Source organism: Porphyrobacter sp. HT-58-2 (assembly GCF_002952215.1).
Taxonomy (GTDB): Bacteria; Pseudomonadota; Alphaproteobacteria; order Sphingomonadales; family Sphingomonadaceae; genus Erythrobacter.
Genome location: NZ_CP022600.1, coordinates 2,704,771 through 2,725,519, shown reverse-complemented (window position 1 = coordinate 2,725,519; position 20,749 = coordinate 2,704,771). Strand labels below are relative to the sequence as shown.

At 65.0% G+C, this 20,749-nt stretch carries 23 protein-coding genes and 1 tRNA gene; 10 read left to right on the top strand and 14 right to left on the bottom strand.

Annotated elements, in window-relative coordinates; translation table 11 throughout:
* Positions 1 to 6 precede the first annotated feature (6 nt).
* The 3 genes from CHX26_RS12885 to asd all read right to left on the bottom strand — a co-directional run bounded on the left by CHX26_RS12885 (position 7) and on the right by asd (position 1,840).
* Complete coding sequence (locus CHX26_RS12885) at positions 7 to 447, bottom strand: MAPEG family protein (protein WP_104942711.1); 441 nt, start codon at positions 445 to 447, stop codon at positions 7 to 9.
* A gap of 10 nt (positions 448 to 457) precedes the next feature.
* Positions 458 to 913 carry an MAPEG family protein gene (locus tag CHX26_RS12880; RefSeq protein WP_104942710.1) on the bottom strand — a complete coding sequence of 152 codons (456 nt, stop codon included), beginning with the start codon at positions 911 to 913 and terminating at the stop codon, positions 458 to 460.
* 75 nt (positions 914 to 988) lie between these two features.
* Positions 989 to 1,840 (bottom strand): archaetidylserine decarboxylase, encoded by an 852-nt coding sequence (asd, locus tag CHX26_RS12875; RefSeq protein ID WP_104942709.1) that lies wholly within the window; start codon positions 1,838 to 1,840, stop codon positions 989 to 991.
* A 277-nt stretch (positions 1,841 to 2,117) separates the two neighbouring features.
* Here asd and CHX26_RS12870 point away from each other — a divergent pair, with 277 nt between their 5' ends.
* Both CHX26_RS12870 and CHX26_RS12865 read left to right on the top strand, forming a co-directional pair.
* Positions 2,118 to 3,167 (top strand): phosphotransferase family protein, encoded by a 1,050-nt coding sequence (locus CHX26_RS12870; RefSeq protein WP_104942708.1) that lies wholly within the window; start codon positions 2,118 to 2,120, stop codon positions 3,165 to 3,167.
* A 4-nt stretch (positions 3,168 to 3,171) separates the two neighbouring features.
* Positions 3,172 to 4,278 carry a hypothetical protein gene (locus tag CHX26_RS12865; RefSeq protein WP_104942707.1) on the top strand — a complete coding sequence of 369 codons (1,107 nt, stop codon included), beginning with the start codon at positions 3,172 to 3,174 and terminating at the stop codon, positions 4,276 to 4,278.
* Between the two features lie 132 nt (positions 4,279 to 4,410).
* Here the strand turns inward: CHX26_RS12865 and CHX26_RS12860 are convergent, their stop codons facing one another.
* The 4 genes from CHX26_RS12860 to yghU form a co-directional block, all read right to left on the bottom strand.
* Complete coding sequence (locus CHX26_RS12860; RefSeq protein WP_104942706.1) at positions 4,411 to 5,121, bottom strand: thermonuclease family protein; 711 nt, start codon at positions 5,119 to 5,121, stop codon at positions 4,411 to 4,413.
* Between the two features lie 47 nt (positions 5,122 to 5,168).
* Positions 5,169 to 5,900, bottom strand: a complete 732-nt coding sequence (locus CHX26_RS12855) for a hypothetical protein (RefSeq protein WP_104942705.1) — start codon at positions 5,898 to 5,900, stop codon at positions 5,169 to 5,171.
* Positions 5,901 to 6,019: 119 nt separating this feature from the next.
* Positions 6,020 to 6,094 (bottom strand) — tRNA-Gln (locus tag CHX26_RS12850).
* 84 nt (positions 6,095 to 6,178) lie between these two features.
* On the bottom strand, positions 6,179 to 7,039 hold the full coding sequence (yghU, locus tag CHX26_RS12845; RefSeq protein ID WP_104942704.1) for a glutathione-dependent disulfide-bond oxidoreductase: 861 nt from the start codon (positions 7,037 to 7,039) through the stop codon (positions 6,179 to 6,181).
* A 180-nt stretch (positions 7,040 to 7,219) separates the two neighbouring features.
* Here yghU and CHX26_RS12840 point away from each other — a divergent pair, with 180 nt between their 5' ends.
* Together CHX26_RS12840 and CHX26_RS12835 are read left to right on the top strand one after the other, a co-directional pair.
* Positions 7,220 to 9,301, top strand: coding sequence for an NAD(+) synthase (locus tag CHX26_RS12840; protein ID WP_104942703.1), 2,082 nt, complete (start codon positions 7,220 to 7,222; stop codon positions 9,299 to 9,301).
* A gap of 35 nt (positions 9,302 to 9,336) precedes the next feature.
* Positions 9,337 to 10,203: a DMT family transporter gene (locus CHX26_RS12835; RefSeq protein ID WP_233997156.1), complete on the top strand. Its 867-nt coding sequence runs from the start codon at positions 9,337 to 9,339 to the stop codon at positions 10,201 to 10,203.
* Between the two features lie 137 nt (positions 10,204 to 10,340).
* Here CHX26_RS12835 and CHX26_RS12830 read toward each other — a convergent pair whose 3' ends face one another.
* Positions 10,341 to 10,937 carry an FMN-dependent NADH-azoreductase gene (locus tag CHX26_RS12830; protein WP_104942701.1) on the bottom strand — a complete coding sequence of 199 codons (597 nt, stop codon included), beginning with the start codon at positions 10,935 to 10,937 and terminating at the stop codon, positions 10,341 to 10,343.
* A gap of 84 nt (positions 10,938 to 11,021) precedes the next feature.
* Positions 11,022 to 11,723, bottom strand: coding sequence for a pirin family protein (locus CHX26_RS12825; protein WP_104942700.1), 702 nt, complete (start codon positions 11,721 to 11,723; stop codon positions 11,022 to 11,024).
* A 211-nt stretch (positions 11,724 to 11,934) separates the two neighbouring features.
* Between CHX26_RS12825 and CHX26_RS12820 the strand changes: the two genes are divergently transcribed.
* Positions 11,935 to 12,828, top strand: a complete 894-nt coding sequence (locus tag CHX26_RS12820) for a LysR family transcriptional regulator (protein WP_104942699.1) — start codon at positions 11,935 to 11,937, stop codon at positions 12,826 to 12,828.
* Here CHX26_RS12820 and CHX26_RS12815 read toward each other — a convergent pair.
* Both CHX26_RS12815 and trhO read right to left on the bottom strand, forming a co-directional pair.
* Complete coding sequence (locus tag CHX26_RS12815; RefSeq protein ID WP_104943427.1) at positions 12,825 to 13,454, bottom strand: glutathione S-transferase; 630 nt, start codon at positions 13,452 to 13,454, stop codon at positions 12,825 to 12,827. The genes CHX26_RS12820 and CHX26_RS12815 overlap by 4 nt on opposite strands.
* On the bottom strand, positions 13,451 to 14,251 hold the full coding sequence (gene trhO / locus CHX26_RS12810) for an oxygen-dependent tRNA uridine(34) hydroxylase TrhO (RefSeq protein WP_104942698.1): 801 nt from the start codon (positions 14,249 to 14,251) through the stop codon (positions 13,451 to 13,453). The genes CHX26_RS12815 and trhO overlap by 4 nt, the downstream gene beginning before the upstream one ends.
* A gap of 181 nt (positions 14,252 to 14,432) precedes the next feature.
* Between trhO and CHX26_RS15985 the strand changes: the two genes are divergently transcribed.
* Complete coding sequence (locus CHX26_RS15985; protein ID WP_199797834.1) at positions 14,433 to 15,431, top strand: hypothetical protein; 999 nt, start codon at positions 14,433 to 14,435, stop codon at positions 15,429 to 15,431.
* Positions 15,432 to 15,434: 3 nt separating this feature from the next.
* Here CHX26_RS15985 and CHX26_RS12800 read toward each other — a convergent pair whose 3' ends face one another.
* Both CHX26_RS12800 and CHX26_RS12795 read right to left on the bottom strand, forming a co-directional pair.
* The gene (locus CHX26_RS12800; protein WP_104942696.1) at positions 15,435 to 16,511 is read right to left on the bottom strand and encodes a branched-chain amino acid aminotransferase; all 1,077 of its coding nucleotides are present in this window, start codon (positions 16,509 to 16,511) and stop codon (positions 15,435 to 15,437) included.
* A gap of 781 nt (positions 16,512 to 17,292) precedes the next feature.
* Positions 17,293 to 17,820, bottom strand: coding sequence for a hypothetical protein (locus CHX26_RS12795; RefSeq protein ID WP_146107737.1), 528 nt, complete (start codon positions 17,818 to 17,820; stop codon positions 17,293 to 17,295).
* Between the two features lie 35 nt (positions 17,821 to 17,855).
* Here CHX26_RS12795 and CHX26_RS12790 point away from each other — a divergent pair, with 35 nt between their 5' ends.
* Positions 17,856 to 18,620, top strand: a complete 765-nt coding sequence (locus CHX26_RS12790) for a TlyA family RNA methyltransferase (RefSeq protein WP_104942694.1) — start codon at positions 17,856 to 17,858, stop codon at positions 18,618 to 18,620.
* Positions 18,621 to 18,713: 93 nt separating this feature from the next.
* Here the strand turns inward: CHX26_RS12790 and CHX26_RS12785 are convergent, their stop codons facing one another.
* Entirely contained in the window at positions 18,714 to 18,938 is a 225-nt protein-coding gene (locus CHX26_RS12785; RefSeq protein ID WP_104943426.1) for a hypothetical protein, read from the bottom strand.
* 316 nt (positions 18,939 to 19,254) lie between these two features.
* On the opposite strand from CHX26_RS12785, the gene CHX26_RS12780 reads away from it, so the two are divergent.
* The 3 genes from CHX26_RS12780 to recO are packed head-to-tail and all read left to right on the top strand — an operon-like array spanning position 19,255 to position 20,739.
* Entirely contained in the window at positions 19,255 to 19,803 is a 549-nt protein-coding gene (locus tag CHX26_RS12780) for a TspO/MBR family protein (RefSeq protein WP_104942693.1), read from the top strand.
* Positions 19,804 to 19,849: 46 nt separating this feature from the next.
* Positions 19,850 to 20,101 carry an accessory factor UbiK family protein gene (locus CHX26_RS12775; protein WP_104942692.1) on the top strand — a complete coding sequence of 84 codons (252 nt, stop codon included), beginning with the start codon at positions 19,850 to 19,852 and terminating at the stop codon, positions 20,099 to 20,101.
* 38 nt (positions 20,102 to 20,139) lie between these two features.
* Entirely contained in the window at positions 20,140 to 20,739 is a 600-nt protein-coding gene (recO, locus tag CHX26_RS12770) for a DNA repair protein RecO (protein WP_104942691.1), read from the top strand.
* The last annotated feature ends 10 nt before the right edge of the window (positions 20,740 to 20,749 follow it).

Sequence of the window (20,749 nt, the reverse complement as noted above, 5' to 3'; positions counted from 1 at the left end):
TGTTCCTCAACCGAACAGGTGCAGATCAAACACCGGGATCGCCGCGTGGAAGATCAGCACCATCAGGGCGATGCTCGACAGGGCATAGAGCGCAAAACGCAGCGCCACCTTGTTGATCGTTGCCTGTACGATCGAATGCGCGATCCGCAAGGCGGCATAGGCCCACGCGATGGTCGCGTTCATGCCATCGCCATGCCCGATAAGCGCCAGCACGATCGCTACTGCATAAAAGACTGTAGGTGCTTCGTGCAGATGGTTGTAATTATGCGCTTTCCACTGCGCTTTTTCCGGCAGAACTCCGTCGAGCGTCTTGGTGTTGCGCGCGTCATCGGGCTTCAGCCCTGAAGCCGTCAGCGCGGGCAGGCGCACCGCATACATCCACACCCACATTACCATCGTCCACGCCAGCAGCACCACGACGGGTTGCAGAATATCCATTCCGATCATGGTGCTCTCCTCAGGCGGGCAGGGCCGAAGGATCGGCCAGCAGGGTTGCCATCACCGCACGCACCGCCAGCACGATCAGCGCGGTGGTGCTGATGAGGAACAGGCCGAAGCGCACCGGAATGGTGTTGACCAGGTTCTGCCACAGCGAATGCAGGATCCGCACGCCGACATAGATCCACGCCAGCGTCACATCGAGCGCGCCCGGCCCCATGATCGCAAGGATCATCACCGTCGCGTAGAACACGGTCGGCTGTTCCATCAGGTGGGTGAAGTTATGCGCAGGCCAGTTGGCCTTGTCGGGCAATACGCCTTCAAGGTCGGCCCCCCGGACCCCCACCTTGCCCGCCAGCGCGGACTTGTCTTCCAGCTTCGCCACCGCGCCGAAACGCGCCGGAATGATCCACAACAACACCACCAGCGACCACACCACCAGCACGGCAGCGGGCGCGAGAATTTGCGCTTGCACGATAATGATCCCCTTCGAGAGCCTCTCTCGCGCGCTTGTCTGCGAGAGCGGCCGGAGATTGTCAAACGCCGCCCGTCACCCGGCGCCAAGCCGTCGTCCGATTGCCTGCCCCATGCGCAAGGCAGTTCCCGCCTCCAGCCCGTCGAGCCATTGCACCCGTCCGGGCTCGAACAGCAAGACTACGGTGGAGCCAAGGTAGAAGCGGCCCATTTCCGCCCCTGCCGCGAGCACCGGGCCGGTGCCGCCGAAATCCTCATGCAGCAATGCAGCGCCGTGGGTCCGGTGCTTGCTCGGCCAGACGGTATCAATCCCGGCGACGATCATCGCGCCCACCATGATGCTCGCAAAGCGCCCATCCGGCCCGTCGAACAGGCAAGCGAGGCGTTCGTTGCGGGCGAACAGCCTGTCGACCCCGTCAGCGGTGGCGGTGTTGACCGAAAACAGCTTGCCCGGAAGGTAGGTCGTGGCTGCCAGCGTTCCGGCAGCGGGCATGTGCACGCGGTGGTAATCGCGCGGGGAGAGGTAGATCGTCATCCACGTCCCGCCTTCGAACCGCGCTGCCTCTGCCTCATCGCCGCCAAGGATTTCGGTCACGCTGTAATCGCGCCCCTTGGCTTGCAGGATGCGCCCGGCGGTAATCGTGCCGCACTGGCTGATCGCGCCGTCGGCAGGCGAGAGGATGAACTGCGCCGCATCCGCCAGCGGGCGGGCGCCCGGCTTCAGCTCGCGGGTGAAGAAGTCGTTGAAGCTGGCAAACTGGCCGATCTGGCGCTCGGCTTCGGAAAGGTCGACCGCATAGGCGGCGGCAAAGCGGCGGATCAGGCGATCGCGCAGCCACGGGCGGCGGCTGTCGGCGAGCCGTCCGGCAAGCCGCGACAGAGCGTGCTGGGGCAAAAGGTGCTGGAGCGCGATGAAAGCTGAGGACATGGATTTGGGGGGTCGCTGTGTGATGGCCCACGCGTGGCAGGCCGGGAGTGGGAAAAGGCGGGGTTGCTCTAGTCTGAACCTCCTCGCCCGGCCAGAGCCAAACGCGTCTTACCCGGTGTCAAACCTCCGCTTGATCGGGTCTTGCTCCGTTTAGACCCTGCTTAGCCCGCGTCCAGACCCCCTCCCGCGCGCGCTTGCGCGGTGTTTCATGTGAAACACGCCAAGCCCATTGCCGAGCTCGGCTGTGCTGCCTATCCCGTAAGCGGGAGAGGACGAAATGAACGGATTTCCGGCGCACCCGGACGCAATCACCCCCGGTTGGTGGGAAGCGGTGCTGGGCCGTGCGCCAAGTGACTGGCACTGGGAGCCGATCGGCACCGGGCAGGTGGGCGACTCGGTGCGTTTCACCCTGGATTTTGGCGATGAGGCAGGGCCGGTGACCCTGGCGGGCAAGTTCGCTGCTGCCGATCCCACCAGCCGCGGCACAGCGGCGATGCTGGGGCTCTATGCCAAGGAAGTGCGCTTCTACCGCGAGCTTGCGCCGCAATTGCCGGTGCGCACCCCCCGGGTCCTGTTTGCCGAAATAGCGCCGGACGGGGCGACGTTTTTCCTTCTGTTTGAAGATCTTGGTCCGGCGCGGGGTGGGAACCAGATTGCGGGATGCTCGCTGGAGGATGCGCGCGAAGGCGTGCGTCAGGCCGCAGCGCTCCACGCGCCAAGCTGGCACAATCCGGCGATCCTCGATGCTGACTGGCTCCAGCCCGATCCCACTGCCGCTGCACAGGTGAAGGCGCTCTACCCTCAGGCTCAGGCCATCTTCCGCGAGCGTTACGCCGGGGTGCTGGAACCTGAATACATGGCACTATGCGAGGAGTTGGCAGAGATCACCGCCACGACCGACCGGGCGGTAGAGAAGACCAGCCTGGTCCATGGCGACTTCCGGCTCGACAATCTGCTGTTCGATATCAAGGGCGGAGCAGAGCCGATCGCCGTGCTCGACTGGCAGACGCTTACTGTCGGTAATGGTCTGACAGATTTAGGCTATTTCCTCGGCTGCGGGATCGGGGACGTGTTGCGCCGCACGCATGAACGCGAATTGCTCGAGCTTTACTGCGCTGAAATGACCGCGCGCGGGGTACCACTCAGCGTGGAGGAAATCTGGCGCGACTATGTGGTAGGAGCGCTCCACGGTGTCTCGACTGCCGTGTTCAGCGCCGCCTTCGTTGTGCGCACCGAACGGGGCGATGACAATTTCCTGTCGATGGCCCGCGGTGCCTGCGCTTTGGCCTGCCAGCACGACAGCCTTGCCATGCTGAAAAAGGGATGATGCGATGGCTCTGAGCCGCGGGGATGATTACCCGATCCACCAGACTCCCGATCCGGTCGCCTATGCGGGGACCGATCGCAATTTCTACGACCGCTATTTCTTCAACGGCTATGCGCCTGATGGCAGCAGCTTCTTTGCCGCGGCCTTCGGGGTCTATCCGCATCTCGACGTGGCGGACGCGCATTTCTGCGTTGTTCGAGACGGCGTGCAGCATTGCCTCCACGCCAGTCGCCGGCTCGGGATGGAGCGCATGGGGCTGGAGTGCGGGCCTGTCCGTATCGAAATTGTCGAGCCACTTCAGTCGCTTCGTCTGATGGTCGAGGGCGAGGGGATTGCCGCCGACATCACCTTTGCCGGGCGCGCCTTCCCGATCGAGGAGCCACGCTTCACCTGGCGCATCGGCCCGCGAACGGTGATGGATTACACCCGCCTTACCCAGAACGGACATTATACCGGCTGGATTGAAGTGGACGGTTCACGCGAGGTGCTGGCCTCTGGCACAATGGGGACGCGCGATCGCAGCTGGGGTGTGCGGCCCATCGGCGCGGCTGATCCGCAATTCGCCGGACGCGCAGTGCCGCAGTTCTTCTGGCAGTGGACTCCGATCAACCTGCCGGGGCGCAGCCTGTTCTTTCACCTCAACGCCCATGCCGATGGCACGGCCTGGAACACGCGTGCGGTGATTGCGCCGGATGGCGGCGGGGTCGCAAGCTTCATCGAGCACCACGCCCCGCAGATGGCAGCTACCCTTGTTGCTGGCAGCCGGTGGCCGGGGTCGAGCGTATTGACGGTCGGCGCTGAGCAATTCCGCCTGACGCCGCTTGCCCGATTCCAGATGCGAGGGCTGGGCTATACCTCGCCCAAATGGGGCCATGGGCTCGACCACGGGGAACTGGAGGTGGAGCGCGAGGATATTGATCTTGCTAGCATCGATCCCGCCCGACCGGACAATCTTCACGTACAGATGCTTTGCCGGGTGGAAGGGACTGACGGCGAGACGGGAATGGGCGTCTTTGAACAGCTTGCCATTGGCGATTACGTGCCGCTGGGGCTTACCGGGCTGGCCGATCCTGCGCAGCCCGACAAGGGAGGTCATCCCGGCTCTGGATAGATTCGCAGTTGAGGAGACACAACACACGACGCCGCGTTTACGATGTTGCGACCATCCCTCGGAACAATCGTAAGGGCTCAGCCACAAGGTTCGATCGCGCCGACCATTAGGTCGAGCGCGTGCTGCTGCCGATTATCGCACAATTGCCCGGCGATAACCGGCTGCTTGAGCCTGCGCTTCGGTGCAGAAGTATACTTCGGCGCGAGTTGCATCATAATAGGGCATGCCCGGAAGATGGTAGATCCAGTCGCCCCGGCGTGAATGATTGCCCTTGATCCTGCACATCCCGCCGCTCTCGTACCGGCGCGGCGCCGCGATTGCCAGCGTACCGGTACGAGTGGTGCGTCGGGGCTCTGGTGCGGACTGCTGGCTTGCCCTGAAGTCCTCCGGACGCTGGAAATCCCATCGCCAGATCCCCGCGCGCGATGCCCGGGCGCGGGCCTCTGCGGCGATATAATCATCACCATAGCGCCTGAAGGCCGTGGCCCATCCGGAAGCTACAAGTGCATCGCCGACATCGACGCCAGATGTCCTGCAGCGGGCGACAACGCGGCCAAATGCATCGGTGTCCTGCGGCGTGCAGACCAGTCGGCCGCCGCCGATCATGCCCTCCAGCGCCTCCTTGGCCATAATCCCGCAGGCGACCGGCGCTCCGTCGCTGTAGCAGGTCTGAGTGAATTCTGGGGCGTCGACCCCGAACAGCCGCACCTCGCTGCCGCCCACCCTGAGCGAATCCCCGTCGATTACCTCGGCGGTCCCCTCGATGACGTTGGCCTTGGCGGTCGCAGGCGCGCCGAGGGCAACAACAGCGGCGAGAGCGTGGATCTTTGCGGACCGGAACATGTGCGGCATCCTTCAAGGGCTGGAGGCCGCAGTCTTGCCGAATGATCTTAAGAACCTCTGACTGTCCTGGCCGCTTCGATGGGTTCTGGCGGTGCAGGCTGATGATAAACCAGTGCCGACAGGCCGAGCCATGCCGAGAACATCAGGAGATAGGGCCAGCGGCGTGGCCACAGCATTGCCACCAGCAGCGTGGTTGCCGCCGTGCCGCCCAGCGCCACCAGTGCCGGGACCGCTCCACGGGTGCCTGAACCGCTGATCGCCATCTGGATCGCAGTGGTTGCCCACTGCGCTGGAAGCAGTGCCAAAAGCCATTGCGGCAAGGCATCGGGCTTGGCCCAGGCAGTCACCACGATCGCCGCCTCGCCTGCAACCACCGCAACGGCGATCCACCATCCTCGCTCGGCAGCAGACCTGGCAAACAGCGCGCCCCTTGCAGCAAAGCTGACGCTGGCAATGACAAGCGCGAGCGTGGCCGAAACCGGGTCAGGCAAGGGCAGCAACCCAAGCGTCCGCGCCACCACACTAAGCACCATCCCCGACAGCAAGGCCAGCAGAACGCCCACCCACAGCCGCCCGTCGGTCGCGGCTGCAATCATGCCTGCGCCCATCAGTCCAATCGCAAGAACCGGCCCGGCTGCCAGAGCAAGCATTGCAGGAGCGGTTGGCGTGCCAAACAGCAGCAGCAGGGCTAGGGCTGGTACGATCACACCGGCAAGCGACACAATGATCCACGGCACGGTGGACCGAACCCGAGGCCGTTCAAGGGGGATGAGCGTCATTGCACAGAAACTGATCGAAGCGCCCTGCTGTGTCGAGCAGTTACGCGTGCAATGATGCGGATGGCCTCAAGGCGATTGCAGTTCAGCAGCGCGGTGCTTCATAAGGCGGAAAATGTTCGTGGCTGGGGCGGAAGGATTCGAACCTTCGCATGGCGGTACCAAAAACCGCTGCCTTACCGCTTGGCTACGCCCCAGCAAGAGCCGCGCTCTATAACGGCTCCAACGGCGTTGTGAAGGGGGCGAAAACAGCCAATTGCCCCCTTTTTTCGTGCCTGCACCTAATCGAGCCGCTTGCCTGCGAAGTCGGCGGCGGAGTGGCGTTCCTTGAGCTGCGTGTCCTCATCGCCCCACACCTTGTTGACGATCCGCCCGCGCTGCACGGCGGGGCGGGCCTTGATCTCGGCCACCCAGCGCGCGACGTTGCGGTATTCGTCGATGCTGAGGAAAGTCTTTGCGTCATTGTAGATCGTCCCTTCGGTGAAGGGGGCAAGCCACGGGAAGTTGGCGATGTCGGCGATGGTGTATTCGTCGCCCGCCAGGAACCGGCTCTCCGCCAGCCGCCGGTCGGCGACGTCGAAGATCCGCTTTGTTTCCATCGCATAGCGATTGATCGGATATTCGTATTTTTCGGGTGCGTAGGCGTAAAAATGGCCGAAGCCGCCGCCGATGAAGGGGCCGCTTGCCACTTGCCAGAACACCCAGCTCAGCACCTCGGCGCGGGCCTGCGGATCGGTGGGGAGGAACATCCCGAACTTTTCCGCCAGGTGGACAAGGATCGCGCCGCTCTCGAACACGCGAAACGGGGCTTGCGGGTTGCTACGATCGAGCAGGGCGGGGATCTTGGAATTGGGGTTGATGTCGACAAACCCGCTGCCGAACTGCTCGCCTGCGCCGATGTTGATTGTCCAGGCGTCATATTCCGCGCCGTTATGTCCGGCTTCGAGCAATTCCTCGAGCATGATCGTCGCCTTCACCCCGTTGGGCGTGGCGAGCGAATAGAGCTGGAATGGGTTTTCGCCGAGCGGGAGTTCTTTCTCCTCACGCGCGCCCGCCGTCGGGCGGTTGATGCTGGCGAAGCGCCCGCCTGAAACGGTGTCGGCGCTCCAGACGGCGGGCGGGGTGTAGGTGGCATCGGCCATGGCGTGCGGCTCCTTGATGATGTGGGGGACACTTGAAGCCTCCTTCGCCGCTCCGCAAGCGCCGGTGACAGCAAATTGGCTTGGGGCGCGCGAAGCAGGACTTTTTGGGGGGCTGCTAGGAACGGCAAGGATTAGCCGCTAGAGCCTGTGGCAAGGCCCACCCGGAGCGCGTGAAGCATCATGAGCGAGACCTCGCACCCCTTCTTCGACTGCCATGACCATGGCTTCGTGCGCGTGGCAACCGCGACGCCTGCGAGCCGCACCGCCGATGTCGCCCACAACACGGCCGGCGTGCTGGCCGAGGCGAGGAAGGCTCATGAGGCGAACGTCGATCTGGTCGTGTTTCCCGAACTGACCCTATCCTCCTACGCGATTGACGATCTTCTGCTCCAGCACGCGCTGATCGAGCGGGTCGAGCAGGCTCTGGCCGAGGTGGTGGCTGCTTCAGCGGAGCTGACGCCGGTGCTGGTGGTGGGCGCCCCGCTCAGGCGGGCAGACAAGCTCTATAACTGCGCGGTGGTCATTGCAGGCGGACAGATTCTGGGTGTCGTTCCCAAGAGTTTTCTGCCCAATTATCGCGAGTTCTATGAAAAACGGCACTTCGCCCATGGGCGCGGCTGCACCGACCTTTGGATCGGGGTGGCGGGCGAGGAAGTGCCGTTCGGCACCGATCTGGTGTTTGCCGCCGCCAATCTCCCCGGCTTCCGCTTCGGCGTTGAAATCTGTGAGGATTTCTGGGCGCCAGTGCCGCCGGGGATGCAGGCCGCGCTGGCCGGCGCGCTGATCTTGTGCAACCTTTCGGCCTCGCCCGTCACCATCGGGCGCGCGGATGATCGCCACCTGCACTGCCGCTCCTCGGCCTCGCGCGCCATCGCGGCCTATGTCTATTCGGCCAGCGGTCACGGCGAGAGCACCACCGATCTCGCGTGGGACGGGCAGGGCGTGATCTACGAGATGGGCGATCTGCTCGCGCAGTCGGAGCGGTTCGACCGGACAGGCGAGCTGTGCGTTGTCGATATCGACACCGAACGCCTGGCGGCGGAGCGGATGCGCAACCAGACCTTTGCCGACGCTGCGGAATGGGCCGGGAGCCCCGCTGACACCTATCGCCGGATCGTGTTCGAACACACCTATGCGGCAGGCAACATCGGCCTCGTGCGCCCGGTCGCGCGTTTCCCCTTCGTGCCTGACCGGCCGGAGAGGCTCGACGAGGATTGCTACGAGGCGTTCAACATCCAGGTCGATGCGCTGATGCGGCGGATCGAATCGACTGGTGCGAAAAGCCTCGTGATCGGGATTTCGGGCGGGCTCGATTCCACCCATGCGCTGATCGTGGCGGCCAAGGCGTGTGACCGGCTGGGCCTGCCGCGCACGACCATTCGCGGCTACACAATGCCCGGCTTCGGCACCTCGGAGGGGACGAGGGCCAACGCCCACCGCCTGATGACGGCGATGGAGATCACCGCGGACGAAATCGACATTCGTCCGGCGGCGCTGAAAATGCTCGAAGACATCGGCCATCCCTTTGCGGGCGGCGAGCCGGTGCATGACGTGACCTTCGAGAACGTGCAGGCCGGGCTTCGCACGGACTACCTGTTCCGCCTCGCCAGCCAGCATGGCGGCTTTGTCGTCGGCACCGGCGATCTTTCCGAGCTGGCGCTCGGCTGGTGCACCTATGGCGTAGGTGACCACATGAGCCATTACGGGGTCAATGCAGGCGTGCCAAAGACCTTGATTCAATACCTGATCCGCTGGGTCATCAGCACCGGCCAGTTCACCGAGACTTGCGGGAAAGTGCTGGGCGATGTGTTGGCGACGGAGATTTCCCCCGAGCTGGTGCCGCCCGACGCGGACGGGGCGATCCAGTCGACCGAGAGCATCATCGGGCCGTACGAATTGAACGACTTCTTCCTCCACCACGTGATCCGCTACGGCCAGCGTCCCTCGAAGGTCGCCTTCCTCGCGTGGCATGCGTGGAAGGATGCGAATGGCGGACTGTGGCCGGCTGGTTTCCCGCAAACCTCTAAAAACGCATATAATCTTCCCACCATAGCGCGCTGGCTCGACAAGTTCTGTGCTCGGTTCTTCGGCTTTTCGCAGTTCAAGCGTTCGGCACTGCCCAATGGGCCGAAGGTTTCCTCGGCGGGCGCACTTTCGCCGCGGGGTGACTGGCGTGCGCCGTCCGATGCGGTGGCAACGGTGTGGCGCGAGGAACTGCGCGAAGCCCTGCCTGACGAGGTGGCGCGAAACCTGCCTGCCTGATGCCAAAAAGCCTGCCTCTCTCCGCGCTCGGGATCATGCTGTTTTGCAACGTGGCCTGGGCGATGAATGTCGTGGTCTCAAAGATCGCGGTATCGAGCCTTGGCCTGCCGCCGCTGTTCTATACCGTGCTGCGCTCGGGCGTAGTCTTGGCGGTGCTGTTCCCGCTGCTGATGCGCGGGCGGCCGGCGCGGCTGGGATTGGTGCTGCTGATCGGATTTGCCATCACCGGAGGGAGCTTCGGCTTGCAATTCATAGGCTTGCAGACCGCGAGCCCTTCGGCCGTGGGGATCGTCAACCTATCGGGCGCGCCGCTGACCGTGTTGTTTGCGATTTTCTTTCTGGGCGAGGAGGTGCGCTGGCGGCGGGGCCTCGGCATGGCGCTGGCGCTGGGGGGCGTGGGCCTTGCGATCGGCGCGCCGTCGGAGGCGGGTGATCCGGTGGGCCTCGGCTTCGCCTTTGCCGGGGTCTTCATCGGCGCCTTCGCCTCGGTCTTTGTAAAGCGTCTGGAGGTCGGCGCGGTGAGCCTTCAGGCCTGGGCGGCGCTGGCCTCTCTGGGGGTGATGCTGCCGGGGTCACTGGTGCTGGAAAGCGGGCAAATAGAGGCAGTTACCGCTGCGCCGCTGGCCGTGGCGGGCTGTGTCCTGTTCGCCGGCGTGGTGGTTTCGGTCGGCGCGCATTCGGCCTATTTCCGGCTGTTTCAGGCCCATGATGCGAACCTGATCGTGCCGCTGACCCTGTTGACCCCGCTGCTGACGATTGCCTTCGGGACATGGCTGACGGGGGACACGATCCACTGGCCGCTGATCGTCGGCGGGACGATGGCGCTGATCGGGGTGGCGATCATCGTCATCCGCCCGAGCCGCACGATCTTCAAATGGCAGCTGATGCGGCCCAAGCTCTGAGCGGCGCCGTGTTCCACGTGAAACCCCCTCGCAGACCGGGGTCTGGAGGGGGTCTGGCAGGGGTCTGACCGGCGTCTAACCGAGGTCTGGCAGGCACCGAAGCGCCAGCGAAGGCGGGCTGGCGGAGGGCCAAAAAATCATGCCGCCAGCTTCTGCGCAGCTTCCTGCGCGGCGGCGATCTTGGCCTCGCCGTCCTGACCCATGATCCCGTCAGCGGCGACCACTTCGACATCGGTGATGCCGATGAAGCCGAGGAAGAACGTCAGCCAGCGGCTCATGAAGTCGAAGTCGGCGCCCACCGGGGTGCCACCTGAGGCAATCGCGAGATAGGCAGTCTTGCCGGTCAGCAGACCTTCCGGGCCGGTCGGAGTGTAGCGGAAGGTCGTTCCGGCACGGGCGACCAGATCGGCCCAGGCCTTGAGCACGGCGGGCGGGCCGAAATTGTAGATCGGGCTGGCAATCACGATGGTATCGGCGGCCTGCAATTCGGCGATCAGCGTGTCGGCGATGGCGGCAAGCTCCGCCTGCTCCGCGGTGCGCTCGGCGGCCGGAGTGAGGTTCGCGGCGAAGCGTTCGGCGCTGACGAAAGGCAGATCATTGGCGGCGAGATCGCGGGTGGTGACACTCGCGCCGGTCTTCGCGGCAAGCCCGTCGACCAGCCGCTGGCCGAGCCCGCGCGAGACGGAATGGGCCTCGGAGCGGATGCTGGCGGTGAGGTAGAGGATGTTGCTCATTGTGTTGATCCTTCGAGGTTGAGAGGGGGTGGAGCCGGCCAGTGGAGAGGGGATGGGGGGAACCGGCCGGCTCCGGGGAAAGGTTCAGGCCGCGTCGACCAGCACCACCTCGCTGTCTTCGAGCGCGGTGATGGTGATGCTTGCCAGCTTCGTGATCGCCACGCCGTCGCGGGCGTAGGCTTCCACATCGCCGATCCGCAGCTTGCCGGTGGCGGGGACGAGGTAGAGGTGGCGATCGGCCGAGCGCGGCGTGTAGGTCACGCTCTCGCCTGCCCGGATGGTCGCGCCGAGCACGCGGGCATCGGCACGGATCTTCAGCGCGTCATCATCATCCGCCGCCCCGCTTGCGAGCGGGACGAAGGCGCCGTTGCGGTCGTCCTTGGGGAACTGGCGCGCGCCCCAGCTCGGCTCGCCGCCGCGCGCGTCGGGGATGATCCAGATCTGGAACAGCGTCGTGTCGGTGCCTTCGAGGTTGTATTCCGAATGGCGCACGCCCGTCCCGGCGCTCATCACCTGCACGTCGCCCGCTTCGGTGCGGCCTTCGTTGCCCATGCTGTCGCGGTGCGTGATCGCGCCGGTGCGGACATAGGTGATGATCTCCATGTCGCTGTGCGGATGGGTGGGAAAGCCGGTGCCGGGCGCGATCTTGTCATCGTTCCAGACGCGCAGGGCGCCCCAGTGGACGCGGGCGGGGTCATGGTAATTGGCGAAAGAGAAGTGATGATGCGCATCCAGCCACCCGTGGTTGGCAGCGCCGAGGGTATTGAAGGGGCGGAGTTCGATCATGGGGTGTCTCCTGTCTTGCGTTGAGACGAAGATAGGCGAGCGGATGTGAACGGATAAGTGCGATAAAACTTGCCAAGATGTTCAGATTATCCGAACATAAACGCCTGATGACTGCCGTGCCTCACCATTCCCCTTTCGCCTCGAGCGTAGTCGAGAGGCAAAAGCGCAGGTGTCTCGACTGCGCTCGACACGAACGGATGGGGACAGTGAAGTGAAACTCGGCGAACCCACCCTCGATCAGTTGCGCATCTTCCTTGCCGTGGCGGAACAGGGCAGCTTCGGCGGCGCGGCCAAGGCAATGGGGCGCGCGGTCTCGGCGATTTCCTACGGTATTGCGCAGCTCGAAGCGCAGCTTGGCCTTAGCCTGTTCGAGCGGGAAGGATCGCGCCGTCCGGTTCTGACAGCGGCGGGGGCTGGCCTGCTGGCCGAGGCGCGGGCCGTGGCCGACGGGGCGGACGCGCTGCTTGCCAAGGCCCGTTCGCTCCATGCCGGACAGGAGCCTTCGCTGACGCTGGTGGTCGATGTCATGGTGCCGGGCGAGGTCACCGCGCGGGTGCTGGGGACTTTCCGCCTGATATTCCCGACCTGCGCGCTCACCCTGCGGATCGAGGGGCTCGGCGCGGTCGCGGCCTGCCTGATCGAGGGCGGGGCCGATCTCGCCATCGGCGGGCCGGTGATCGGTGACCAGCCCACACTCGAACGTCAGGCGGTGGGCGAGATTGAACTGATACCCGTTGCTGCGCCCGCGCACCCGCTGGCGCGCCCGGATGTGACGCCGGGGGAAAGCCGCCGTCACCTGCAACTGGTGCTCACCGATCGTTCGCCGCTGACCGAAGGCCGCGAATTCTCCGTGCTTAGTCCGCTGACATGGCGGCTGGGGGATCTGGGGGCCAAGCACTCGCTGCTCAAGGAGGGGCTGGGCTGGGGCAACATGCCGCGCGCGATGGTGGCCGATGATCTGGCGAGCGGCGCGCTGGTGGAGCTCGACCTGCCGGAGAAGCCCGGCGCGCATTACGGCCTCAATGCCCTGTGGCGGCGCGACACGCGGCTGGGGCCGGCGGCGAGTTGGCTGGTCGATGCGTTCCGGGAGGGGTTGGGGGGCTAAGGCCCGAACAGCACCGGCGCATCGCCCTCGGCCCACGGAGCGAACTTGGGCATGACGGCGGCGAACAGGTCGGAGGCGAGCAGGCCGTCGAGCCAGCCGAGCAGATGCGGCAAGGACTGCGCGGCGAACCACGCCGGATCAATCGCGGCAAACTGACGGATGAAGGGCAGCAGCGCGATGTCGGTGAGGCTGCGGGTCTCGCCGCACAGGAAGGGCGCCTCAGCCAGCCGCGCCTCCAGCGGCGACAGCAGGGCGAGGGCCTCGGCGCGGTGATCGGTAACGCCGTCCTCGTCATAGCGCCCCGGATATTTCGCGCGGTCGAGGTGGTGCTTGAACACCCCGTCGTTCGCCGCGATCAGGTCTGTGTCGTCCCCCGCCAGCCAGCCTTCGGGATCGTCCTGCGCCAGCGCCCAGCGCATGATGTCGAGGCTTTCGTCAATCACGGTTCCATCGGGAAGAACCAGCACCGGCACAGTCCCCTTGGGGCTGGCGGCAAGCAGAGCCGGCGGCTTGGCGGCGAGCTTCACCTCGCGCAGTTCCACCGTCACCCCCGCCGCCCACAAGGCCATTCTCGCCCGCATGGCATAGGGGCAGCGGCGGAAGGAATAGAGGACCGGCAGGCTCACGGCCCGCACACCGAGCAAGCCTCGCCCACCGGAAAGGGCCGTCCGCAAGGCTGGCAGCGGGTGTGGGTGCCTTGGGCGAGGCCATGGCCGAGGCTGACGCGTTCATCGAAGACGAAGCATTCGCCCTGCCACAGGCTTTCGCTTTCAGGCACCTGTTCGAGATATTTGAGGATGCCGCCCTTGAGGTGATAGACCGCATCCACGCCTTCCGACCGCAGAAAAGAGGTCGATTTCTCGCAGCGGATGCCGCCGGTGCAGAACATCGCGATCCTTTTCTTGCCTGCCAGCAATTCCTTGCGATTGTCGCGGAACCAGGCAGGAAAGTCGCGGAAGGAGGGGGTTGCCGGATCGACCGCTCCGGCGAAGGTGCCGATCGCCACTTCGTAATCATTGCGGGTGTCGATCACGAGCGTATCGGGATCAGCGATCAGCGCGTTCCAGTCCTGCGGATCGACATAGGTGCCGACGCTCAAGGTAGGGTCGATATCCGGCTCGCCCATAGTGACGATCTCGCGCTTTACCCGCACCTTGAGGCGCCCAAAGGGCGTGGCGGGCGCGGCGGAGAACTTCACGTCGAGGTCGGCGCAGCCCGGCAGCGCGCGGATGTGGCCGAGCGCCGCGGCGAGCGCATTGTCGGTTCCGGCGATGGTGCCGTTGATCCCTTCCTGCGCGAGCAGCAGCGTGCCTTTGATGCCCAATGCCTCGCAGGCGGCGAGCAGCGGGGCTTGCAGGGCGTGAGGATCGTCGAAGCGCGTGAACTGGTAGAGCGCGGCAACGTGGCAGGGCAAATGGGCCATGCGCGCTCTTATCGCGGGTGGCGCGCCTGTGACAATGCCGCGTTATGTGGCGGCGTCTTGCCGTCGCTCTGATGGGTTGGGAAAGCTGTGTAAACTTCTGCAATTTCAACAGAGACCTGGATTGACCGCAGTTGGCATTGTGTTAGCTGACGCGCTTGTATTGATTGGGGGGGACATGGAAATGGGTCGCAGGCTTCGTAATGGCGCCAGTTTGGCGCTCGTGCTCGCTTTGAGTGCTTGCGGGGGCGGCGATTCAGGCGGGCCGCCGCCTTCGTCAGGCCCGGCCCCGACGCCGACACCCAGTCCCTCACCAAGCCCCACGCCGACGCCATCGCCAACCCCGTCGCCGACTTACACGCCCTTCGCCAATCTAACCGGTGACCGTTCGCTGGCTGTCGGATGCACCGCCTATGTCGGTCGTCCGCCGCTGGGTGTTCCGGGCGTCGAGGGCTTTGCAAGTTTCGGCAATAACGGGCTCATCACCTTCACACAGGCGACCGAATCCTACCGCGTTTTCACGCCCAACAACGTCAGCAGCGTCTTCGGGCCGAGCGCCTTGCAGACCCAGACCGATCCCAACGTGATCCGCTACACCAAGCCTTCGCCGCGAACCCCGGGGGCGACCGAGAACTTCTTTATCGCCACACCCGTCGTCGGCGGCCAGGGCTTCGTCTATACCCGCGGGGCCTTCATCAACATCGAGGGGGATGAGACCACCGGCACGCAGGCCCGCACTCAGGCTTTCTGCGTCACCGGCGTGCCGACGATCAACACCGATCTGCCCCCCGGGCCGACGGTCACCTTCACCGGATTCGAGGTGCGCGGGACGGTCTTCGATGCCCGCAACGGCACGCTGCGGATCGGCACCATCAACGGCACCGAGGCCGCGCTGGTCGTCGACCTGACGACCGGCAACGCCAATTTCTCCTTTGCCGTCGACACCAGTTTCGGCGGCACACCCACCCGCATCGGCACCTATCAGGGAAGCGGAGGGCTGAACGAGGCGACGTCCGGATTGGCCGGCAATTTCGACACCGGCGGCGGATTGGGCAGCATCGACGGCGGCTTTTTCGGCCCGCAGGGCAGCGAATTCGCCTATGTCTTCAACTATCGGCTCGATCAGAACTTTGACGGGGCGAACGAGCTGTTCTTCGTCGGCACCGTCGCCGGGCGCCGATAAGGATTACACCCGCATCACCCAGCCATGCGTGTCGGCGATCCGGCCGGTCTGGATGCCCACCAGCGTTTCGCGCAAGGCGGCGGTGGTCTGGCCGATCCCGCCTGCGCCGATGGTGAATTCGCCATCCGGCCCCGCGACCTTGCCCACCGCGGTGACGACCGCCGCCGTACCGCAGGCCATCACCTCGACCAGATGGCCGCTGGCCGCATCTGCGCGCCACTGGTCGATGGAATAGGGGGCCTCCGACACCTTCAGCCCCTGCTCGGTCAGCAGGGTGATCAGCGAGTTGCGGGTGATGCCGGGCAGGATCGTGCCGGTCAGCGGCGGGGTGACGACGGTGCCATCGGCGAACACGAAGAACAGGTTCATGCCGCCCAGCTCCTCGACCCACTTGTGCTCGGCGGCGTCGAGGAACAGCACCTGATCGTGGCCCTTGGCGAAGGCCTGTCCGGTCGGCACGAGGCTGGCGGCGTAATTGCCGCCGCACTTGGCCGCGCCCGTCCCGCCGGGGGCAGCGCGGGTGTAGTCGGAAATCCAGATGCTCACCGCCTTCGCGCCCGACTTGAAATAGTTGCCCGCCGGCGAGGCGATGACGATGAACTTGTACTTCTTCGCCGGACGCACGCCGAGGAAGGCCTCGGTCGCGATCATGAAGGGCCGCAGGTAGAGCGAGCCGCCCTCGACCGCCGGGTACCAACTGCCGTCGACTTCCAGCAGCGCGCGGATCGCGCCAAGGAATAGCTCTTCCGGCAGCGCGGGCATGGCGAGCCGTTCGGCCGAGGCGTTGAAACGCGCGGCATTGGCCTCGGGCCGGAACAGGCCGAGCCCGCCATCGGGGTGGCGATAGGCCTTGAGGCCTTCGAAGATCTCCTGCGCATAGTGCAGCACGCTGGCGGCAGGATCGAGCGCGATCGGCTCGCGCGGCCCCAGCACCGGGGTCTGCCAGCCGCCTGCCGCCTCGTCATAATCGATCATCACCATGTGATCGGTGAACACGGTGCCGAAGCCCGGATCGGCGATCAGGCTCTCGCGGGTGGCGTCAGGCGTGGGCGAGGGGTGGGGCAGGCGGGTGAGTTGCATGGCACGCGCCTAATCCTGCGCGCCTCTCAGGGCAAGATGACTATTGAAGCAACGGCGCCCGCCCCTCCAACATCCTGCGGATGGTCCCCCTCCCCTGAAGGGGAGGATCAAACGGGCCGCAGGCCCGCAAGGGCGACCGCCCGCCGCGGCTTATGCCGCGAAGCCAAGGCGGACGGACGTCCGCCGCCCGGCGTTTGAGGGCGAAAAAAACCAAAAATGAAAAGGGCGTCTCCAGCCCGTCGGTGGAGACGCCCTTGACATGGTCAGCGGCCGGAAGTGCCGCTCACGTAGCCTTACTCAGATGGAGAATTACCGAGTATGCTCCGTAGGGATCTTCACCGACCTCGCTACTGAACCATGAGACATCGGATCACCTCCTTTCGCGCTTGTGAGCCAGACCCCGCGTTTCACCGGGGGCCGAGAGCCGCGTTCGCCGCTGGCCTCAAGCAGCAATGTGAGTCATCCAAGGGGGCGAGACAAGTCTTGAAATAATCTTTTCCGCCGTCATACTCATTCCTCGCCGCGTAACACTGCGGCCTGAACGTCCGGGGTTTCCTTGGGCGTTTTTCGTTTCAGGGCCGGGGTGTGGACAGATTGGGGATGTCCTGTGCATGGGCCTGTGGATATTAATGTATGGAATCGGGAGTCCTTGTGAGCGTGCCCGCCTCCGCGGGCACGTCCTCGGCGCGTTTCGATCCTTGCAGGATCGAGCGCCTGCGGGCGCGCGGTCGCGCTTGCGGTCGCTGCGCGACCGATCCGCTCAGGTCGTGCCTATGTCCCCTTATCTACAATCCTCGATCACGCGGCTGACCTCGGCATGGCTGGGGAGGTAGAGCGGCGGGAGGCCATCGACCTCGACCGCAAAGCGACCCTTGGACAGCGCTATCGCATCGAGCAGCGGGTCGGATGGTCTCAATGCTGTGACCAGATAGGGATATGGGCTTTGGGTCTGCTCAGCCGATATGCTGCGAGTGGTGGTCTCGCTGCGCACTGTAATGACGTGCGGTTCCCGTGCGGTGCCATAGCGCACAAGCGCAACACTGCCTGACCGAGCCTCGCACCAGAGCGAAAAACTCGCACTTTGCCGGTCATCAAGAAACAGCGCTGCCGATCCCTCACCGTTGATTTCATAGCGCCACTCCCCCGGCGTCGCTGGCGCGTCCATCCACATATCGTTCGGCATGGCCTGCACCACTGGCAGCGGAGCAGGCGTGAGAATTGAAAGCGGGAGCGCAACCGGGGCGGGCGCAGGGGCGTGGGTCGCAAGTGCAAGAGCGGGCAGAACGATCGACAGGAGAGCAGCTTTCATGCCTGCACTTTGCGCGCTAGAGGCTGTGGTTGTCCATGCCTGACCACCCACCTCGTCCCCCGAAAGCGCAAAAGCGCCGTGTCGATCAGCTTTTGGTCGAGCGCGGCCTCGCCGAAAGCCGTGCGCGGGCGCAAGCATTGGTGATGGCGGGGCTGGTGTTTGCGGGCGAGACGAAGATCGACAAGCCCGGCCACCAGATCGCCGAGGATGCGGCGCTGGAGGTGCGCGGGCGCGATCATCCGTGGGTCAGCCGGGGCGGGATCAAGCTGGCGCACGCGATCGAACATTTCGGCCTCGATCCAGCAGGCGCGAGTGCGATGGATATCGGCTCCTCCACCGGCGGTTTCACCGATGTCCTGCTGACCCACGGCGCGGCGCATGTGTTCTGTGTCGACAGCGGCACCAACCAACTCGCGTGGAAGCTGCGCGAGGACCCGCGGGTGACGGTGCTCGAACAGCTCTCCGCCCGGCTGCTCACGTCTGACCACATCAACCGTCCCTGCAACTGGGTGGTGTGCGATGCGAGCTTCATCAGCCTGTCGAAGGTGCTGGAAGTGCCGCTCCGCCTCACCGCGCCGCAGTGCCAGCTGGTCGCGCTGATCAAGCCGCAGTTCGAAGTGGGGCGCGAGGAGGTGGGCAAGGGCGGGGTAGTGCGCGATCCGGCGCTGCATCAGCGCGTGTGCGAGGAAGTGCGCGGCTGGCTTGAAGGGCTTGGCTGGTGTGTCGCCGGGATCGTGGAAAGCCCGATCACCGGGCCGCAGGGCAATGTCGAGTTCCTGATCTCGGCCTGTCGGGGCTAGGGACAAAATAAAAAACCGGCAGCAATCCGAAGATTGCTACCGGTCTTTCTGTCCGTTTCCCGGCCGAAGCCGGGACCGGCAATCCGTAAAGGATTACTCGGCAGCCGGAGCTTCTTCAGCCGGAGCGGCTTCAGCAGCAGCTTCGCCTTCAGCGGCCGGAGCCATGGCATCGCCTTCAGCCGGAGCAGCTTCTTCAGCGGCGGGCTCTTCAGCGACGGCGGTGGTGTCAGCTTCGGTGGCGGCTTCTTCAGCCGGCTGCGAGCAAGCGGCGGTGGCGAGAGCGAGGCCGGCGACGGCGACGATAGCGATCTTCTTCATGGTCATTTTCCCCTAAGACCCTTGCGGGCCGTAATGAGCAAAAGCGCGAATTCTTGCACATCCCACCGCCACCGCGCTTTCGAATCGCGGCAGGAATGTGGCAAGCTCTAGCAGAGACTTTCGCGCTGCCCAAAGCCTTTCCTGCACCTCTGCCCGATTTTCACCACAATTTTTGCAGTGCGCCTCGGGTGGTGGCCCAGAGCGGGGCAATTATGCGGCAAGAGATTGGCCTTGGCCGCTGGCTCTGGTAACGCGGCGCCGTCCGGCACGGGGCGCTTGCTGTCGCAGCGGCGCTGACGGGACACCTGGAGGGTCCATGAACGTCCTTGCTTCCAAAGAACAATTGCGTGCGAGTTTCCTGCGCTGGGCGCTGTTCACGGTGCCGCTGATCGTGCTGATCGGCTTTGCCGCAGGGCAATTGGGTGGGCCGAACACGGCATGGTTTGCGGGGCTGACAAAGCCGGGGATCTATCCCCCGCCGGCAGCCTTCGGGATCGTCTGGAGCATCCTGTTCGTGGCCATCGGCCTTGCCCTGGCCTTGGTCGCCAGCGCCTGGGGCGCGCAGGGCCGTGGGCTGGCGCTGATCGTCTTTGCCATCCACTTCATCGGCACACAGAGCTGGACGGCGGTGTTTTTCGGGATGCAGGACATGATCGCCGGGCTGATGGTGCTGGGCTTCGGCATTGCCAGCTTGGCGGTCGCGCTGGCGCTGATCTGGCGGGTGCGGCGCGGGGCGGTGTATCTGCTGCTGCCCTATCTGGCGTGGCTGTGCTTTGCCGGGGTGCTGAACTACCAGTTCATCACGGCGAACCCGGATGGCGGCCCGCGCGGCGGCAACGGCGCGGAGACCCGGGTGGAATTGTGACTTTGGCGGACTGGACAAGCGCGCTGCCCATCTCCAAAGAGCAGCCATGCAAAGCCAGAACCCGATCATCGCCGACCTCGTCAAACTCGCCAACTCGGCCGCCGGAACCATGGCGGGCATGAGCCGCGAAGCCCGCGAAAGCGCGCGTGAGCGGCTGCGCGAAGCCTTCGGCGGGATCGATTTCGTCTCCCGCGAGGAGTTCGAGACGGTCAAGGCCATGGCGCAGAAGGCGCGCGAACAGGCCGACGCGCTCGAAGCGCGCCTCGCTGCGCTGGAAGCCAAGTCGGCCAAGAAGTAACGCCCCGGCGCGAGCAGAGGTAAGAGGCGCGGCTGGCGATGAACCTGCGCGCCTCTGCCATCCTGCTGGCGGCTCGCCCTCAGGGAGAGACCGGCGCCATCGCACGGCTGCTTACCACTGATCATGGCCTTGTCGCCGCCTATGTCGCAGGCGGGCGCGGACGGCAGATGCGCGCGGTAATGGTGCCGGGTAACCGCGTCGCTTGCGAACTCACGACCCGTTCGGCCAGCCAGTTGCCCTTTGCACGGCTGGAGCTGGAACATTCGCGCGCCGCGCTGATGACGGAGCCCCTGCCTGCTGCCGCGATCCAGTGGGTTTGTGCGCTGGCCGCTGCCGCGCTGCCGGAACGCCAGCCTTACCCGGCACTTGTCGACGCGCTCGATGCGCTGCTTGATGCGATTGCGCTTGCCCCGTCGGCGCGCGGGTGGGTGAGCGGGCTGATCGCCTATGAAACGATGCTGCTGCGCGAGTTGGGCTATGGCGGCGGTCCCTTGCCCGATGCGCCCGATCTGCCTGCGCAGCTTGAGGCACTGGCGTTGCTGGAGCGGCAGCTGGAACACTACCTGCTTGCAGGGCGCAAAGGCGATGTTATGGCCGCGCGGCGACTGCTGACCGAGCGGCTCGCGCGCCTTGTGTGAAAGTGGAACA

Coding starts and splice junctions, on each gene's coding strand:
- CHX26_RS12885 (WP_104942711.1), bottom strand. CDS start 447: ATGATCGGAATGGATATTCTGCAACCCGTCGTGGTGCTGCTGGCGTGG.
- asd (WP_104942709.1), bottom strand. CDS start 1,840: ATGTCCTCAGCTTTCATCGCGCTCCAGCACCTTTTGCCCCAGCACGCT.
- CHX26_RS12870 (WP_104942708.1), top strand. CDS start 2,118: ATGAACGGATTTCCGGCGCACCCGGACGCAATCACCCCCGGTTGGTGG.
- CHX26_RS12865 (WP_104942707.1), top strand. CDS start 3,172: ATGGCTCTGAGCCGCGGGGATGATTACCCGATCCACCAGACTCCCGAT.
- CHX26_RS12860 (WP_104942706.1), bottom strand. CDS start 5,121: ATGTTCCGGTCCGCAAAGATCCACGCTCTCGCCGCTGTTGTTGCCCTC.
- CHX26_RS12855 (WP_104942705.1), bottom strand. CDS start 5,900: ATGACGCTCATCCCCCTTGAACGGCCTCGGGTTCGGTCCACCGTGCCG.
- yghU (WP_104942704.1), bottom strand. CDS start 7,039: ATGGCCGATGCCACCTACACCCCGCCCGCCGTCTGGAGCGCCGACACC.
- CHX26_RS12840 (WP_104942703.1), top strand. CDS start 7,220: ATGAGCGAGACCTCGCACCCCTTCTTCGACTGCCATGACCATGGCTTC.
- CHX26_RS12835 (WP_233997156.1), top strand. CDS start 9,337: ATGCTGTTTTGCAACGTGGCCTGGGCGATGAATGTCGTGGTCTCAAAG.
- CHX26_RS12830 (WP_104942701.1), bottom strand. CDS start 10,937: ATGAGCAACATCCTCTACCTCACCGCCAGCATCCGCTCCGAGGCCCAT.
- CHX26_RS12825 (WP_104942700.1), bottom strand. CDS start 11,723: ATGATCGAACTCCGCCCCTTCAATACCCTCGGCGCTGCCAACCACGGG.
- trhO (WP_104942698.1), bottom strand. CDS start 14,251: ATGGCCCATTTGCCCTGCCACGTTGCCGCGCTCTACCAGTTCACGCGC.
- CHX26_RS15985 (WP_199797834.1), top strand. CDS start 14,433: ATGGGTCGCAGGCTTCGTAATGGCGCCAGTTTGGCGCTCGTGCTCGCT.
- CHX26_RS12800 (WP_104942696.1), bottom strand. CDS start 16,511: ATGCAACTCACCCGCCTGCCCCACCCCTCGCCCACGCCTGACGCCACC.
- CHX26_RS12795 (WP_146107737.1), bottom strand. CDS start 17,820: ATGAAAGCTGCTCTCCTGTCGATCGTTCTGCCCGCTCTTGCACTTGCG.
- CHX26_RS12790 (WP_104942694.1), top strand. CDS start 17,856: ATGCCTGACCACCCACCTCGTCCCCCGAAAGCGCAAAAGCGCCGTGTC.
- CHX26_RS12785 (WP_104943426.1), bottom strand. CDS start 18,938: ATGAAGAAGATCGCTATCGTCGCCGTCGCCGGCCTCGCTCTCGCCACC.
- CHX26_RS12780 (WP_104942693.1), top strand. CDS start 19,255: ATGAACGTCCTTGCTTCCAAAGAACAATTGCGTGCGAGTTTCCTGCGC.
- CHX26_RS12775 (WP_104942692.1), top strand. CDS start 19,850: ATGCAAAGCCAGAACCCGATCATCGCCGACCTCGTCAAACTCGCCAAC.
- recO (WP_104942691.1), top strand. CDS start 20,140: ATGAACCTGCGCGCCTCTGCCATCCTGCTGGCGGCTCGCCCTCAGGGA.